The organism is Shewanella sp. JNE2, assembly GCF_023159115.1.
Taxonomy (GTDB): Bacteria; Pseudomonadota; Gammaproteobacteria; order Enterobacterales; family Shewanellaceae; genus Shewanella; species Shewanella putrefaciens.
In genome coordinates this window covers 2,684,459-2,700,705 of the sequence record NZ_CP096169.1, presented here as the reverse complement: position 1 = coordinate 2,700,705, position 16,247 = coordinate 2,684,459, and the positions used below count along the sequence as shown (strand labels likewise).

12 protein-coding genes are annotated in these 16,247 nt (G+C 43.4%); 3 read left to right on the top strand and 9 right to left on the bottom strand.

Features of this window, described 5'->3' with window-relative positions:
- Positions 1-44 precede the first annotated feature (44 nt).
- From gltS to folX, 3 genes are all read right to left on the bottom strand, one after another.
- Positions 45-1,268 carry a sodium/glutamate symporter gene (gltS, locus tag MZ182_RS12005; protein ID WP_011788956.1) on the bottom strand — a complete coding sequence of 408 codons (1,224 nt, stop codon included), beginning with the start codon at positions 1,266-1,268 and terminating at the stop codon, positions 45-47.
- A 515-nt stretch (positions 1,269-1,783) separates the two neighbouring features.
- Positions 1,784-2,677, bottom strand: a complete 894-nt coding sequence (locus tag MZ182_RS12000) for a TIGR01777 family oxidoreductase (protein ID WP_248067144.1) — start codon at positions 2,675-2,677, stop codon at positions 1,784-1,786.
- A 94-nt stretch (positions 2,678-2,771) separates the two neighbouring features.
- A complete protein-coding gene (gene folX, locus MZ182_RS11995; protein WP_011788958.1) occupies positions 2,772-3,143 on the bottom strand; it encodes a dihydroneopterin triphosphate 2'-epimerase in 372 nt (123 codons plus the stop codon).
- A 97-nt stretch (positions 3,144-3,240) separates the two neighbouring features.
- On the opposite strand from folX, the gene MZ182_RS11990 reads away from it, so the two are divergent.
- Both MZ182_RS11990 and MZ182_RS11985 read left to right on the top strand, forming a co-directional pair.
- Positions 3,241-4,347, top strand: a complete 1,107-nt coding sequence (locus MZ182_RS11990; RefSeq protein ID WP_011919498.1) for an AI-2E family transporter — start codon at positions 3,241-3,243, stop codon at positions 4,345-4,347.
- A gap of 7 nt (positions 4,348-4,354) precedes the next feature.
- Positions 4,355-5,269 carry a class I SAM-dependent methyltransferase gene (locus MZ182_RS11985; RefSeq protein WP_248067145.1) on the top strand — a complete coding sequence of 305 codons (915 nt, stop codon included), beginning with the start codon at positions 4,355-4,357 and terminating at the stop codon, positions 5,267-5,269.
- A gap of 432 nt (positions 5,270-5,701) precedes the next feature.
- Here MZ182_RS11985 and MZ182_RS11980 read toward each other — a convergent pair whose 3' ends face one another.
- The 3 genes from MZ182_RS11980 to ackA form a co-directional block, all read right to left on the bottom strand.
- Entirely contained in the window at positions 5,702-6,130 is a 429-nt protein-coding gene (locus tag MZ182_RS11980; RefSeq protein ID WP_011788962.1) for a hypothetical protein, read from the bottom strand.
- A 481-nt stretch (positions 6,131-6,611) separates the two neighbouring features.
- Positions 6,612-8,765 carry a phosphate acetyltransferase gene (pta, locus tag MZ182_RS11975; RefSeq protein ID WP_248067147.1) on the bottom strand — a complete coding sequence of 718 codons (2,154 nt, stop codon included), beginning with the start codon at positions 8,763-8,765 and terminating at the stop codon, positions 6,612-6,614.
- A 118-nt stretch (positions 8,766-8,883) separates the two neighbouring features.
- On the bottom strand, positions 8,884-10,086 hold the full coding sequence (ackA, locus tag MZ182_RS11970) for an acetate kinase (RefSeq protein ID WP_248067149.1): 1,203 nt from the start codon (positions 10,084-10,086) through the stop codon (positions 8,884-8,886).
- 140 nt (positions 10,087-10,226) lie between these two features.
- Between ackA and yfbV the strand changes: the two genes are divergently transcribed.
- Complete coding sequence (gene yfbV / locus MZ182_RS11965; protein ID WP_014610792.1) at positions 10,227-10,670, top strand: terminus macrodomain insulation protein YfbV; 444 nt, start codon at positions 10,227-10,229, stop codon at positions 10,668-10,670.
- 44 nt (positions 10,671-10,714) lie between these two features.
- On the opposite strand, the gene pflA is transcribed toward yfbV, so the two are convergent.
- From pflA to MZ182_RS11950, 3 genes are all read right to left on the bottom strand, one after another.
- Complete coding sequence (pflA, locus tag MZ182_RS11960; RefSeq protein WP_248067150.1) at positions 10,715-11,455, bottom strand: pyruvate formate lyase 1-activating protein; 741 nt, start codon at positions 11,453-11,455, stop codon at positions 10,715-10,717.
- A gap of 63 nt (positions 11,456-11,518) precedes the next feature.
- Positions 11,519-13,801: a formate C-acetyltransferase gene (pflB, locus tag MZ182_RS11955; protein ID WP_248067152.1), complete on the bottom strand. Its 2,283-nt coding sequence runs from the start codon at positions 13,799-13,801 to the stop codon at positions 11,519-11,521.
- 644 nt (positions 13,802-14,445) lie between these two features.
- On the bottom strand, positions 14,446-15,978 hold the full coding sequence (locus MZ182_RS11950; protein WP_011788968.1) for a DUF3360 family protein: 1,533 nt from the start codon (positions 15,976-15,978) through the stop codon (positions 14,446-14,448).
- Positions 15,979-16,247: the final 269 nt, after the last annotated feature.

The window sequence follows — 16,247 nt, the reverse complement described above, 5'->3', positions numbered from 1 at the left end:
TAAGAAAAGCACTGGGTGATCTCAGTGCTTTTTGATTGGATAAGCTACATAATAAAACTTAAATAACCTTGCAAGACAATTAAGTTAACAATATCGATAAAGAAAGCGCCCACAATCGGTACGACCATAAAAGCTTGAGGCGATGGACCCGTGCGTGAAACCAGCGCCCCCATATTCATCACTGCTGTCGGTGTTGCGCCCATACCGAATCCACAGTGGCCACCTGTTATCACCGCTGCATCGTAATTACTGCCCATGACCTTAAATGTCACAAAATAGGCAAAGAGCGCCAATACTGCGGTTTGCACTAACAAAATCACGAGTAGTGGGATCGCTAAATCAAAAATTTCCCAGAGTTTTAAATTTATCAATGCCATAGAAAGGAACAGTGATAGCGAGACTGTGCCAATAACATCGATACTCTCAGTGTGAGGTTTATAGCCTCGGGTAAGTTCAGTCATATTGGCGATGGTAACGCCTAAAAAAAGAGCATACACAAAGTCAGGCATTTTTAACCAAGCGATACCCGATAGGCCAACCCACTCAGTAATCCATTTTGCGCCAGCAACGCATAATAAGAGCACAAAAAGGGTTTCGAGAATGGTTTTTGCGGTAACGTGATCTTCTTCTAATTGATCGTAAGTGACTAAGTGTGGGTGATCGACATGGTGCTTACGACCAATACCATAGCGAGAGACAAGATTATGCTTACCAATTAATCGTTGGGCCACTGGGCCACCTATAATGCCTCCCATCACTAAGCCAAAGGTTGCAGCCGCCATGGCAAACTCTAACGTATTGATCCCATAGTTTTCTGCAAAGGTTTGTGACCAAGCGACACCTGTACCATGACCACCCGATAGTGTAATAGAACCTGCGATAAGTCCCATTATCGGTTCAAGTCCTAATAGGCTCGCTAAACTGACACCAACTGCATTTTGAATAACAATATAGAGTGAAGCGACACCTAAAAAAATGAAGACCTTTTTACCACCACTGAGTAACAGTTTGTAATTTGCCGAAAGGCCTATAGTGCTAAAGAACATCAGCATTAAGGTATTTTGCATTGATAAACTGAAATTAAGACTAATATTTTGAACGTGTAAGCCCGCGATAACCGCGGCAACAACAAGCCCACCCACTATGGGCTCAGGGATATTGTATTGTCTAAAAACACGTACATGGCGATTGATGGAGTGGCCGATAAACAGCACGAAGATAGCAACTAAAAATGATTCTAGCTCGCCAATCGTATAAGTCGTGTGCATGAGAATTCCTTACAAACTGTTTTAGTGTGGGTGTGTGATTGGGTACAGTACCCATCAGAGATAACCCATCTCGTTATTAAGCACCTGCTAATGCTGGATGTTAAGCGCTCGATCTTAAGGACAGATCTTGAACAATCCCCTGATGTTGGAGAGGGATGAATAAGCGCGGATGAACGGTCTTGGTTTTACAGAGCAGTATTGCCAAAATGGCGCGTTACTGAGTACCAATCACTGGCGACTAGGGGCCAGTGTAGATTTTGCTGAGGTCAATGTACGGCTTTGAATGAAAGCTTTTATGACCGAATGGCGGCAAGTTTAACAGGAAAAGTCTTCTTTGTCGTTAAATCATCTTATAAATCATGTTGTTGCACAAATGTGTTGAAAATGTTTTGCACAAAAACAACCTAATCTATGAGCTTCATTAAGGTGGATTAATACGTTTTTTCATTGAGTTATAACCATATTTTTTACACATAGCGCAAATAACGCCTCCATTGTTCTTTTTATTCTTCTATTTAGCGGGCAACAATATCCGTTAATGCCGATTCGAGATCTGTGTACTGAAATTGAAACCCTGCCTCAAGCGCCCGTTTAGGGTAAACAAATTGGCCTTCAGTAAGTAGTTCAGACATTTCCCCCATGGCTAGACGTAAGGCAAGCGGCGGTGTTGTGATCATTGCGGGTCGATTAAGTGCCTTACCTAATGTTTTCGCAAATTCGGCATTACTCACAGGGTTAGGAGCTGTGGCATTAAATAGGCCTTGGCACTGGTCATGGGTGAGTAAAAATTCGATAAGAGAGATGAGATCGTTGACATGTATCCAACTCATGCCTTGGCGGCCATGCCCTATTGGGCCACCGAGACCTAGTTTAAAGGGAGGAAGCATCTTTTCTAGCGCGCCGCCGTGACCGAGTACGATACCGATCCGAATAATACTGACCCGAGTATGCTCCGATGCTGCATTTAGCGCTAACTGCTCCCAGATTTTGCAGATTTCATGGCTGAATTCAATATTGGGAGTGCTATTTTCATTTAAGAGTTGTTCACCTTGTCGACCATAAAACCCAATAGCAGAACCGCTCACCATAACACTGGGTGGATTACTACTTTGTTGAATAAGTTGGGTTAACCTAGCAGTTGTATTCCAGCGGCTACTGCAGATAAGTTGTTTTTGGTTTTTACTCCAGCGCTTTGCAACGATGGGCTCGCCCGCTAAATTTACTACCGCATCTATGGTATTTAAATCATCTAGTTGATCCAAACTAGCTAAATATTGATGCTCTGCACCGAGTACTTTACGCGTTTGTTCTGGAGAGCGGGTTAATAGGGTCAACTGATGCATAGGTGCTAAAAGTGCAACCAATTGGCGACCAATAAAACCACTAGCGCCAGTGATGAGTATTTTCATGGTATTTCCTTAAGTATGTGGAACTCATTGGTTGAATTTCCCAACCCAACAAATATACGAAAACGGGCGTGAAGGGATCACTTTACGGTGATTGCTACTGCGCGGCTTTTTGATAGCAAAGTTCCATCGACACTGAATCAGCGAAGCGCAGAGCATGGGGTTTATCTATTTCAACACTGGCAAATTCTACCCAAGGATGTTCACTCGCGAGGGCTAAGGTTTGGCTTGTTAGATTTTCGAGCAGCGAGAAACGATTATTCTCAATCAGTTCAATGATCTTTTTAGTGATTGTGCGGTAATTGAGTGCGTCGTCTACATTATCACTATTACGAGCGCGTTCTGCGCAGTAATGGATCACGACATTGACTATCACATCTTGGCGATTCTGAATTTCATCTTCTTTTATGCCAATAAAAGTGCGAAGTCTTAAGTTTTTAATGCGTATAATCGCGGTTTCTGGTTTCATAATGACAACTTACTATTAAGGCTTAGGTGATTGAGATTGGTACTTTTGTCACGATAGCCTAACAATTTTATCTAAGATCAAGAAGGATTTTTAATAAATGACGCGACCTAATGCGCCTTCAGCAGCCTATCGTGGCTTTGCGGTGATGGCCTTTGTAGTGATTATTTTGGCAGGGATAAAGGCTGCCAGCCCAATAGTGGTGCCTTTTGTGTTATCCAGTTTTATTGCGATGATCTGTAATCCGGCCATTGGGTTAATGACAAAATATCGTGTGCCTAAGTGGTTAGCTGTTATTCTTTTGATGTGTTTTATAGTCTTAATGGGACTTTGGTTGGCTTCCGTTGTAGGGAGTTCCATTAACGAATTTTCTAAACAACTTCCCCAATACCGTGATCAGCTAATAGAGCAGTTTTCTTGGATTATTCATAAATTACAGGCACTGAACATTCACATTTCAAAAGATCAAGTCTTAGCCTATTTTGACCCAGGCATGGCTTTATCGATGACAACGAATATGTTGTCGGGTGTAGGGAACGTAATGGCCAACTTGTTCTTGATCGTCTTAACCATAGTATTCATGTTGTTTGAGGCACAGTCTTTACCGAAAAAATTACATTTAGCGCTGGATGATCCTGATATGCGCTTACAGCAAATTGATCGTTTCTTGCAATCGGTTAATCAATATATGGTGTTAAAGACCTTAGTGAGCTTAGCGACAGGTCTCATTGTGGGTATTGGCTTAACCTTTATCGGTGTGGATTATGCTCTTTTGTGGGCTGTCATCGCCTTTTTATTCAATTACATTCCGAATATAGGTTCCATTATTGCCGCCATTCCTGCCGTGTTGTTAGCCTTTATTCAGCTTGGTCCCACCGCTGCTGGAGGGACTGCATTATTGTATATTGGCGCCAATATGGTGATGGGCAATGTGATTGAACCCAAATTTATGGGACGTGGTCTTGGACTTTCCACGTTAGTGGTATTTTTATCATTAATTTTTTGGGGTTGGTTACTTGGTTCTGTAGGCATGTTACTGTCAGTCCCTTTGACTATGGTGGTGAAAATCGCTCTTGAATCCAGTAAAAGTGGAGGTTGGTTGGCCATTTTATTGTCGGATGATGTCGACGATAGACTCGTCAAAAGTACAGTGATATCTGAGCCTGTTAATCATCAGGCGAATCCTAGTTCAACAGAAAAGAAGTAAATTAATAATGCAACGTTTTTTACAAGCGCTCACCACGTTAGAACTCGGTAATGATGCGGTACGTTTATTTCATGGTCGAGGCGGGCATTATGCTGGCTCTGAGCATATTTGTTTAGATTGGTTTGCCCCCGTTTTATTGTTAACCAGTTTTATTCCTCTCGAAGATACCGAGCTTGCGATGTGCCAGCAGGCCATTACAGCACGTTGGCAAGCATGGCATCCTGAAAGTCCTCTAAATCTCGTGTATCAATTTCGTTGTGCGGGGGAGACGTTTACTCAGTTACTTGAGGGCGAAATTCCAGAACCTCATATCGTTACTGAAAAGGGAGCGCGATTTCAGGTGCATTTAATGCGCGGCCAAAATCATGGACTTTTTCTCGATATGGCCAACGGTCGAGATTGGGTGAGGGCAAATGCACGCCATAAAAAGGTGCTTAATTTATTTGCTTATACCTGTGGATTCTCAGTTGCAGCGCTGCAGGGCAGGGCTGATGAAGTTGTGAATATGGATATGAGTAAAGGAGCCCTTGCTATTGGTAAACAAAACCATTTGCTGAATGGCTTTGTCGCTGGAGCACGTTTTTTAGGCCATGATATTTTCAAATCTTGGGGCAAACTTAAAAAGCTCGGTCCCTATGAAATAATAGTTGCCGATCCGCCGAGCAATCAGAAGGGGAGTTTTGTTGCTACTAAGGATTATGTGCGTTTAATTAGGCGGTTACCTGAATTACTTGCCGATAATGGTGAAGTGTTACTGTGTTTAAATGCCCCTGAACTGGATACCGCTTTTCTGCGCAAACAGGTTGCTGAAGCTGCGCCAGCATTGGAATATGTTGAGCGACTCGCTAATCCGCCAGCCTTTATCGATGTGTCGGAAGAAAAGTCATTAAAAGTATTACGCTATCGAGTGAAGACTAACTGAAAGGTTTTCACTTCGAGATTCACTTTCACCGCGTTAAAAGTGGATTTTGGTATTTTTTCGTTATTAATGGCAAACAAAACTGAAAGTTTTCTGTAACTGGATAATATGGTTTGTTATACTCCTGCCCACGGAAATCCCTTTCCTCATCGGCAAAATGTCAACATAGAAGGACATGCCTTTGTGACCTTACAAAATCAAGCAGGAGTTGTTATGGAAGTTCATGAATACGAAAATGCTTACTATCAAGTAAAGGACGATGTACTGACGTCTTTACCTGCTGAAAGTGAAGAGGAAGTGATCCCAGCCTAAAACGCTAATGGATCTTGATGAGTCGGAAGTAACAAAACAAGCAACGAAAATAGCAACCCTAAGGTTGCTATTTTTTCTTTAAAATAAGGAGGTCTTGAAGCCGACACTCGTAATAAAAGTCACCTAGCCATTCACTCTGCGCTTTTCAGGCATAATCTCAACGATCACCCATTTATTACCGATTTTATGTAGGCGGATGGTTCTATCATCAATCCAAGGTTGTCCCGCTTTAAGCCCTTTCATCTTAATTACCACGAGAACATCTTTGGTAAATTTGCGAAAAAAATCGATATCAATATCATCAATTTCCATTTCAACGTTGGTCATAGAAAGACTGAGCATATTACGTTGTACTGCAGTGGCAATGTAGTAGTGGCTTAGCACTTCTTTTAGTGGATCATTGACGAACTGTTTGGCTTTTTCAACATCACGATCGACATAGATAGCTTTGAAAAAGCCTAAACTCACTTCCTCTGGGGTTAGTGTCGGCGGTTTCCCTGAATCGCCACAACCAAACAGAAATAATAGAGAGATAAAGAATAGAGTTCGCATAGGTTAGTGCCCTCGGAATTTGCTTCGAGTATCGCGATTTTAACGCCTATGTTCAAGTTTTGTAAGAATTTGACGAATAATAGGAAATGGGTTGACTGTTCGGCGGTGACTATGTCATATAGTAAAAGATACCTTAAAAGGTTATCCACAGAATCTGTGGAAAACTATGTTGAAGACTTAAGTGATGTTTTGTAAGTCACTGATATCGTCTTTATTTATCTGCTGGTCAAAAAGTGACGATTGGCTGTTACTTATTAGAATCCATTGTTGATTGTGGATATTTTCTTAGAATGACTCACTCTATACACATAGCTGAATAGCATTTCCTGAGTTCTTTCCATCGTTTTCTAATGTCATTTGGGTTTTTATATCGCTAAACGATCAGTCAATCATGGTACATTTACCTGAAAATAGGTTAAAAAAAAGCACTGGGACAGGCCAGTGCTTTTTTGTGGTTATCATTTAACCGTATTTAACAGTGTTAGCGTTTTGCCGCATCGTTTTGTGAAGCTTGAATGGCTGTCAGGGCGATGGTGTAGACAATGTCATCAACTAATGCACCGCGGGATAAGTCATTTACTGGCTTACGCATACCTTGCAGCATTGGGCCGATACTGATCAGATCGGCGCTTCGTTGTACGGCTTTGTAAGTTGTGTTGCCTGTATTGAGGTCTGGGAATACAAATACTGTAGCTTGTCCAGCGACAGGGCTATTAGGCGCCTTAGAGCGGGCAACGTTTGGCATTACAGCCGCATCGTATTGCAAAGGACCATCAATGATCAGATCTGGGCGTTTTTCTTTCGCGATACGAGTCGCTTCACGGACTTTATCCACATCTGAACCCGTGCCCGAGTTGCCTGTTGAGTAGCTGATCATCGCCACTCTCGGCTCGATACCGAAGGCTTTTGCAGATTCCGCTGATTGAATAGCGATATCAGCTAGCTGCTCAGCATTCGGATCGGGGTTAATGGCACAGTCGCCGTAAACTAACACTTGGTCTGGCATCAACATAAAGAAGATAGATGATACTAAGCTTGAACCGGGTGCGGTTTTAATCAGTTGTAACGGAGGACGAATGGTATTGGCTGTCGTGTTAACGGCGCCAGAAACAATACCATCAACTTCATTTTGCGCCAGCATCATAGTGCCAAGCACCATGTTGTCCTCTAACTGTTCTTTAGCCACGACTTCAGTTAAGCCCTTGCTACGACGTAGTTCTAACATAGGCTCAACGTAACGATCACGTACGTCTTCTGGATCAATAATAACAACGCCTTCACCAAGCACGACATCTTGTTGGGCCGCGATACGTAGAATTTCTTCTTTTTTACCTAAGAGTACGCAGCGTGCAATACCGCGCTCTGCACAAATGGCTGCCGCTTTAATCGTACGAGGCTCATCACCTTCCGGTAAAACCACGGTTTTATAGGCTGCACGTGCCAGTTCCGTTAATTTATAGCGGAAGGCGGGTGGCGATAGGCGATGTTCTCGTGGAGAGTTTTTAGTGACGCTTTCAATCCAAGTTTGATCGATATGGCTTGCGACATAATCTTGGACTAAATCAATACGTACCGCATCATCGACGGGCACTTCATGGTCAAATCGTTGAATATTAAGCGAGGTTTGCCACGTGTTAGTATCAATTAAGAATACGGGTAAGCCTGTTTCAAAGGCTTGTTCACATAGCTTAAGGATTTCTGGCTCTGGCTCATAGCTACCGGTCAGAAGCAGCGCACCAATTTTAACGCCATTCATGGCTGCAAGGCAGGCAGAGACGATAACATCTGAGCGATCGCCAGAGGTAACGAGTAACGAGTCAGTTTTTATATGGTTAACCATATTGGGGATGCTGCGCGCACAGAAGGTCACTTTACGCAGGCGACGAGTGTGCATTTCACCTGCATTAATAATGCGAGCGCGTAAGTGCTTAGCAAGATCTGAAGCGCGTGGTGCGACTAGGTCAAGATTGTACGGCACACTGCCTAAGATACGCAGTGGACTCTTACCCGGCAGTTGGAACATACTGGCGGCATCGGAGCGTTGAACACCTTGGTGATCAAATACTTCGGATAAGTCAGGACGAGCGCGGCCTTCATCATCAACAGGCGCACCAATTTTGTTGATCACGGCACCAATTAAGCGTTTGTTCTTATTGCCACCCCATGAGTTATAGGCAATTTCGAGGCGATTCATTAGGCCTGTTGGTGTATCACTACCAGGGGTTGCAATGAAAATAACATCAGCATCCATGGCTTTAGCAATGGCGTAGTTAACATCGTCAGCGAAAGGATGGCTACGAGTAGGGACTAAACCTTCGACGATAAGTGTTTCGGTATTGCTGGCGCATTCCGCAGTACGGGCAATGATTTGCTCCATTAACACATCGATTTGGTCTGCACGAATTAACGCTTCAGCATGGGCCATATCGAAGGGTTCTAATGGATTTACTGTTGGTGACTTGCTTAAAATCGTGGTCGAGCGCTCTGGGCCATTATCGTTTGGACGAAGCTGAGAAATAGGCTTAAAGAATTGTACTTTAACCCCATGGCGTTCCAGTGCGCGAACCATCCCAAGACTTAAGGAGGTCAGGCCAACTCCTGTGCCTATGGGGATTAACATAATATTTCGGGACATAAAAACCTCTAAGTTCGATGGTTTTTGGCAGATAGGCTCTGCGAGTTTGCTTATGAATGTGTTTACTGTAAGTCTTTAATAATAAAGCCGTTTGGATGAGCAAACGGCTTAGGTCATCTTATTCTTTGTTGATAAGTTTAATGGAGTCTTCGGCAATAACCCATTCTTCATTAGTTGGGATCACCATAGCAACAGTGCTGTTATCTTGGGTGATAATGCCTTTTTTACCGAAGCGCGCGGCTTTATTGCGTTCGCTATCGACATGGAAATTAAAGATTTCCAACAGGTTAAGTACTTTCTCACGAATTAAGTCAGAGTTTTCACCAATGCCACCCGTAAAGACGACTGCATCTAAACGGCCCAGTGGCACTGTGTAAGAGGCAATGTATTTGGCTAAACGATAGCAGAAGATTTCTAAGGCTAAGGTCGCGCCTTTATGGCCGTCAGCATAACCTTCTTCGATGCCACGGCAATCGTTAGTCAGCTCGGAAATACCCAGCAGACCACTTTGCTTGTTCATCAGGTTATTGACTTCTTCTAAGGTGTAACCTAATTGATGGACTAAGTGATAGATGATTGAAGGATCAATATCGCCACAACGAGTGCCCATCACTAAACCTTCTAATGGGGTTAAGCCCATAGAGGTGTCGACACTTTTGCCACCTTTCACTGCGGTAACAGAAGCGCCATTTCCTAAATGTGCACAGATCACATTGGTTTCGGCTAACGGTTTGTTGAGCATTTTCGCCGCTTCACGGCTAACAAATAAATGGCTAGTACCATGCATACCATAACGACGAATACCGTGTTCGCGATATAACTTGTATGGTAAGGCATAGACGTAAGCTCTGTCTGGCATGCTTTGGTGGAAAGCGGTATCAAACACTGCTACTTGAGGCAATTTAGGGAAAGAGGCCATTGCCGCTCTAATGCCAATAAGGTGTGCAGGGTTATGCAATGGGGCAAGTGATGCACAATCTTCAATACCTTTGATCACGCTATCATCAATAATCACTGAACGAGTGAATTTTTCGCCGCCATGAACAATACGATGACCTACAGCTTGGATTTGTGCAGCTAACTCAGGCTGGTCCGCAAGGATTTTATTAACAATGAATTCAACGGCTTCACGGTGAGCTGTAAATGCACCTAAGGCAGCTTCCTGTTTTTCACCGTTGATTTTCCATTTGATACGAGAATCTTCTAAGCCAAAACACTCGGCTAGGCCAGAGATCTGATCGTCACCTGTTTGCGCGTCAATGACGGCAAATTTGAGTGAAGAGCTACCGCAATTGAGTACTAAAACCAGTTTATTAGACATGTGTAAACCTTTTGCCATTGTGTTTAATATAACGATTCAAAAACTATAGAACCACCGAGTATTTGCCGTAACAGTCTTGGGGCAAAGTGCCAAATTATGCTATGGTAAAAACAGTATTCCATTGTTGTAGGTGTCTAAAATTGAGCATCAATATTCTCAAAACCTTAGGAGACGGTCGCCGTTATATGAAGACGTGGCCTATGGTTAGACAACTGGGTTTGTTTTTTCCTGAGTATCGGGTTGTGCGTGCGACTCAGCTTGCCATTCTGGTGATGCCAGTGTTGGCGGTTTTTGCGAGTATGAGCCAGCTATATATCTATGGTTGGGCATTTTTGCCACAAGCTGTCACTATCGCTTTATTTTTTATCAGCCTGCCAGTGCAGGGCTTATTATGGCTAGGTTGGCGGGCTCGCCATCCTTTACCTTTGTCGCTCTTCGACTGGAGTAACCAGTTAAGCGCAAAGCTGTCTTCCATGGGCATTCAATGCCAAACCTTAGGTGCTAAGGCTTGTTATCTCGATATGGCGGTTATTTTAAAAATAGCCTTTGAGCGCTTAGATGCCAGTTATTGGGAAGAACTCTAGTTTTATATTTTGTCTTAATGTGTTTTTAATCGCTGCTTAGTCGACTAATAAACCGCGTTTATGCCTTGCTGGACAAATACCGCTTTAATCTTTTCCATGGTTTCGCGGCTTGGGGGAGATACGCCATTGAGTTGATAGTTTTCGCCCATGGCTTCCCACTTATGCTTACCTAATTCGTGATAGGGCAGTAACTCTACCTTTTCAATGTTTTTCATGGGCTTGATAAACTCGGCCAGTTGCAATGCCGATGCTTCATCATCGGTAAATCCGCCCACGACGACATAACGTATCCATGTCGCTTGGTTGCGTTTTGCCAAATACTCGGCAAATTGCAGTGTTCTGTGATTACTGACTTTGGTTAATTCAATGTGTTTTTCGTCATCCATGTGTTTGATGTCGAGTAGAACCAAGTCAGTGTGGTCAAGTAACTCATCAATCACAGGTGTGTACTTACGTACAAAGCCATTGGTGTCTAAACAGGTATGAACACCCTCATTTTTACAGGCTTTAAATAATTCGGCGACGAATTCGGCCTGTAAAATAGCTTCACCACCACTTGCTGTTACACCACCATTGCTGGCATCAAGGAAAGGTCGGTAGCTGATGATTTGACTCATTAACTCATCGACTTGCACTTCTTTGCCACCATCAAGATCCCAAGTGTCACGGTTGTGGCAATATTGGCAGCGCATTAAACAGCCTTGCATAAAGGCGATAAACCGTATGCCAGGACCATCTACTGTGCCAAAGGATTCCACTGAGTGGATCCGACCGATAACTGCCATTGTGACTCCTGATAAAATAAGTGAGGCTGTAGTACAGTGTACTACAGCCTTTACTTATTTAGCTTACAGACCTTTAGTAAAAGTACGTGTGATCACATCTTGTTGTTGCTCTGGCGTCAGTGAATTAAAGCGCACTGCGTAACCAGAAACACGGATGGTCAGTTGTGGATACTTGTCTGGATGCTTAACAGCGTCTTCGAGCATTTCACGATTCATCACGTTGACGTTTAAGTGCTGGCCACCTTCTTTTTTGTCATTGTGGTCGAAATAGCCATCCATCAATGCTGCTAAGTTGGCGCGGCGTGCATCATCATCTTTACCTAAGGCATTTGGCACGATTGAGAAGGTATAAGAAATACCGTCTTGGGCGTGGGCGAAAGGCAGTTTAGCCACAGAAGTTAAAGAAGCGATTGCACCTTTTTCGTCACGGCCATGCATTGGGTTTGCACCCGGTGCAAATGGCGCACCTGAGCGACGACCATCGGGTGTGTTACCTGTTTTCTTACCATAAACCACGTTTGAGGTGATGGTCAGAATTGACTGAGTTGGTACTGCATTGCGATACATTTTACGGCCACGAATTTTGGCCATAAAACGTTCAACTAAGTCACAGGCGATATCGTCAACACGTGGGTCGTTGTTACCAAATTTTGGATAGTCGCCACTGATGTCGAAATCAACAGCAATGCCGTTTTCATCACGAACAGGTTTTACGGTAGCGTATTTAATCGCAGACAGTGAGTCGGCAGCGATAGATAGACCGGCAATACCACAAGCCATAGTACGGCGTACATCTCTGTCATGCAGTGCCATGAGCGCAGCTTCGTAAGAGTACTTGTCGTGCATAAAGTGGATAGCATTCAATGACGCAACATACTGGGTTGCTAACCAATCCATTAAGCCGTCAAGACGATTCATTACATCATCAAAGTTGAGCACTTCGTCAGTGATCATGTCTGCTTTAGGGGCGATTTGGATTTTCAGTTTTTCATCAATACCGCCGTTGATCGCATATAACATGGTTTTTGCGAGGTTTGCACGAGCACCGAAGAACTGCATGTGTTTACCCACAACCATTGGGCTTACGCAACAGGCGATAGCATAATCGTCAGATTGGAAATCAGGACGCATTAAGTCATCGTTTTCGTATTGGATTGAGCTAGTATCGATAGACACTTTAGCGCAATATTTTTTGAAACCGATCGGCAGTTTATCTGACCATAATACGGTGATATTAGGTTCAGGGCTTGGACCCATAGTGTAAAGGGTATTCAAGAAACGGAAGCTTGATTTGGTCACTAACGTACGGCCATCTAAGCCCATACCACCAATAGATTCAGTTGCCCAAATCGGGTCGCCGGAGAATAACTCATCGTATTCAGGAGTACGTAGGAAACGCACCATACGCAGTTTCATCACGAAATGGTCAATCATTTCCTGAGCTTGTAGCTCAGTTAAGGTGCCATTTTTCAGATCGCGTTCGATATAAACATCAAGGAATGATGAAGTACGTCCTAATGACATCGCCGCGCCATTTTGGCTCTTCACTGCGGCTAAGTAGCCAAAGTAAGTCCATTGAATCGCTTCGCGAGCATTTTTAGCAGGGCCTGAAATATCAAAACCATACTTAGCAGCCATTTTCTTCATTTGGCCTAGTGCGCGGTGTTGTTCGGCAATTTCTTCGCGTAGTTGAATAACATTTGATAAATCTTCACCCGCTTCGAACTGCGCTTGCAGTGAGCTAAATTGGGCAAATTTATCTTTCATCAAGTAATCGATACCGTAAAGTGCGACTCGGCGATAGTCACCGATAATACGGCCACGGCCATAGGCATCGGGTAAACCGGTTAATACACCTGATTTACGGCAAGCCATAATTTCTGGTGTGTAAACATCAAACACGCCTTGGTTATGGGTTTTACGCAGTTCTGAATAGACGTATTTAACATCTTCATCTAGTTCACGACCGTAGGCGGCGCATGAGCTTTCCACCATACGAATACCACCGTTAGGTAACATTGCACGTTTTAATGGTGCATCTGTTTGCAAGCCAACGATAGTTTCTAAATCTTTGTTGATATAACCCGCATCATGGGAGGTGATGGTTGACACCATCTTAGTATCGAAATCAACAGGCGCGTGGGTACGGTTTTCCTGTTTAATGCCTTCCATCACTTTATCCCACAGTGTTGTGGTTGCTTCGGTGGCACCGGCTAGGAATGATTCGTCGCCTTCATAGGGAGTATAGTTTTGTTGGATAAAGTCACGTACATTGACTTCAGATTTCCAATCGCCAGGAGTGAAACCTTCCCATGCGCTGGCAAACAGTTCAGTTTTGTCGGTCATCGTACTAATACCTTTTGGTTGAGATAAAGGTTATTGGCGATCAGCGCTAAGCAATGCTGAGTATAAGCCAATAGCTAATTCCTGATATAAAAAGCTCCCTTCATGATGACGCCCTATGATGGGAACTGATTTTAAAGTGCCTGTTGTTTTACAACAGTTGTTACTTTAAAAGCCTGTCTATTGATACCCGATAAGATGACAAATATTCGTTAGTTCGGTTATCGATAATGTCTCATTATAATTGGTAAGACCAATTAACCATGTTCATATTACCATAGCTAACCTACTATGGCACTCAAATCAGTTTAGTTTGCCTTGAGTTAATTCCAAAATTGCTACCCAGATAGCATTTTTACCGCAAATTAACGTTTGCATCTCACCGATTAGTCATATATCTAAACTACGTTCAAACATGTTTAATTCAGCAATACAAATACACTGATATTCGGATTCAATTTTGGTAGAGCACACAAAAACAAACATGTTTACTTATTTAGTCATTATAGGGTCAATGGTACATAGGCAATCTGATTGATATGTAAATGTTTTTAAAATCAATCAGATTGACTATATATCAGTGAAATAAATAGTGCCTATCATTAGCGCAAACCAACAATAGTATTGGCTTGCGCTAAACGGTTTTATCAAAGTAGTGCAGGGATACCTTCAATCATGCCAACCGCTAACATGGCGGCAAGACAAATGATAAATGCTAAGCCTGGAATGATGACACGGTCAGCAAATGACAAGGTTTTTGGACGTTCCTTATCACCAATAAGACCATTGTTATCAAGCAGCATCGTTAAGGCCCAAGCAAGCACTGGGTTGGCAACAAAAGAGGCAAAAATACAAATCCCAGCCGCTTGGCTACTTAAATTGTCTTTTACCATTTGTAAGCCTGCTTCAAGCAGTGGTAAGAACACGCCGACCAACAATGCTATTGACATCACTGGACGCCATACCGTCACATCCATTGGATAACCAATAATTGCGACAATAATACAAAGGCTACCGAGTAAAATGGCACCAGCGGGAATAGGGCGTTTTGCAATGGCAGCAGGGATCATATAAGTCCCCCAAGATGATGTAATGTTACCACCACCGACTGCTGTACCGACCATTTGGCGCAGTGAACAGGTTGTCATTGTGTCATCAACATCCATTAACACTTTTTCCGCGCCTTTAGGGTAATTCAGCTCTTGGAAAATACGATGTCCTAAGAAATCCGGTGACCACATAGCAACCGCTAAGATGGCAAAGGGCAGTGAAGCGATAAAGTGTGCAGTATTAGGTAAACCTAGTTGCCATCCATGCTCAGTCGAGCCCCACCAGTAGACAGGGTTAAGGTTGGGGATCCCTGGTTCTGTGACAAATTTCAGATCAAGGCCCGCTCCTAAGCCAAAGGCTAAGGCAATCGCAGTGATAGAGCATAGTGGAATCGCCAGCCAGCGTTTACCCACTTTAGCAAGGTAAGCATATAAAATGACATTGACGAGTAAGATTGCAAAAGCCACATAACCGAGTGAGTAATCTAAGCTATGTTTGGCCTGTAAACCGCCAGCCCACTCGAAGAGTGAACCAATTTGACTTTTGGCGCCCATAAAACCGAGGAACACCAATAATCCCCCTGCTACACCGCCACTTGTCAGGTTAACGAGCCGCGATCCTCCCTTAAAATAACTGAGAATGAGACCAAATATCCCAATCAGCATGGCTAATGCAAGTGGGTGTGCGCCCGCTAAAGCGATGGCACCAATTAAGGGGATCATTGGGCCGTGATTACCACCTAAGTTAGCGCGAGGATTAATAAAACCAGAACTAATGATACAGAAGAGTAACGCGGGGATAAGCATTTCAACACGGACAACTTGGATGGCAAACTCTGCCCCTAAATTGATATGTTCCCACCGTTCAGTTAATCCTGCTGCCCATGCTGCCATCACCGCTGAATACATTACGGTAATTCCGATAGTTCCAGCTAATGCGGGGACTAAGTCCTCCCACTCGAAACGAAAGTCGCGACCCGGTAAATTTAATCCCCAGCGTCTTGGTTTCATGATTTTAAGCTCATGCTCCAAATACGCTTCGCGAGTGACAAACTGAGACGCTGGACGGTGCAGCTCTCTGTAAGTCCGCTCTGAGGCTTCCCTTTCTTCTTTTTTGACTGTTTCAGACATAGTTTCTCATTCTCCGAAAAGAACATTGTGATTCATCATTTGATGACAACCGAGCGTGTTCCATGATTTTGGTAACTGCTTTTGCTTGTTGCTTAGCAAGCTAAAGAGTAGTCACTTTTTAGTCGTCGATGCGGACAAGTTATTCACCCCAATTTGTCCTCATTCTGTCGTGTTCCTAATGCGTAAATTGGTCTGACCAATTTACCTGTTAAATCTTAACATAGGTAATTAATGTCATCACTAGGTATCAATAAATCTGAAACACCTGT

Excerpts from the sequence above, each read along its gene's own strand:
- gltS (WP_011788956.1), bottom strand. The coding sequence starts at position 1,268 with ATGCACACGACTTATACGATTGGCGAGCTAGAATCATTTTTAGTTGCT.
- MZ182_RS12000 (WP_248067144.1), bottom strand. The coding sequence starts at position 2,677 with ATGAAAATACTCATCACTGGCGCTAGTGGTTTTATTGGTCGCCAATTG.
- folX (WP_011788958.1), bottom strand. The coding sequence starts at position 3,143 with ATGAAACCAGAAACCGCGATTATACGCATTAAAAACTTAAGACTTCGC.
- MZ182_RS11990 (WP_011919498.1), top strand. The coding sequence starts at position 3,241 with ATGACGCGACCTAATGCGCCTTCAGCAGCCTATCGTGGCTTTGCGGTG.
- MZ182_RS11985 (WP_248067145.1), top strand. The coding sequence starts at position 4,355 with ATGCAACGTTTTTTACAAGCGCTCACCACGTTAGAACTCGGTAATGAT.
- MZ182_RS11980 (WP_011788962.1), bottom strand. The coding sequence starts at position 6,130 with ATGCGAACTCTATTCTTTATCTCTCTATTATTTCTGTTTGGTTGTGGC.
- pta (WP_248067147.1), bottom strand. The coding sequence starts at position 8,765 with ATGTCCCGAAATATTATGTTAATCCCCATAGGCACAGGAGTTGGCCTG.
- ackA (WP_248067149.1), bottom strand. The coding sequence starts at position 10,086 with ATGTCTAATAAACTGGTTTTAGTACTCAATTGCGGTAGCTCTTCACTC.
- pflA (WP_248067150.1), bottom strand. The coding sequence starts at position 11,455 with ATGGCAGTTATCGGTCGGATCCACTCAGTGGAATCCTTTGGCACAGTA.
- pflB (WP_248067152.1), bottom strand. The coding sequence starts at position 13,801 with ATGACCGACAAAACTGAACTGTTTGCCAGCGCATGGGAAGGTTTCACT.
- MZ182_RS11950 (WP_011788968.1), bottom strand. The coding sequence starts at position 15,978 with ATGTCTGAAACAGTCAAAAAAGAAGAAAGGGAAGCCTCAGAGCGGACT.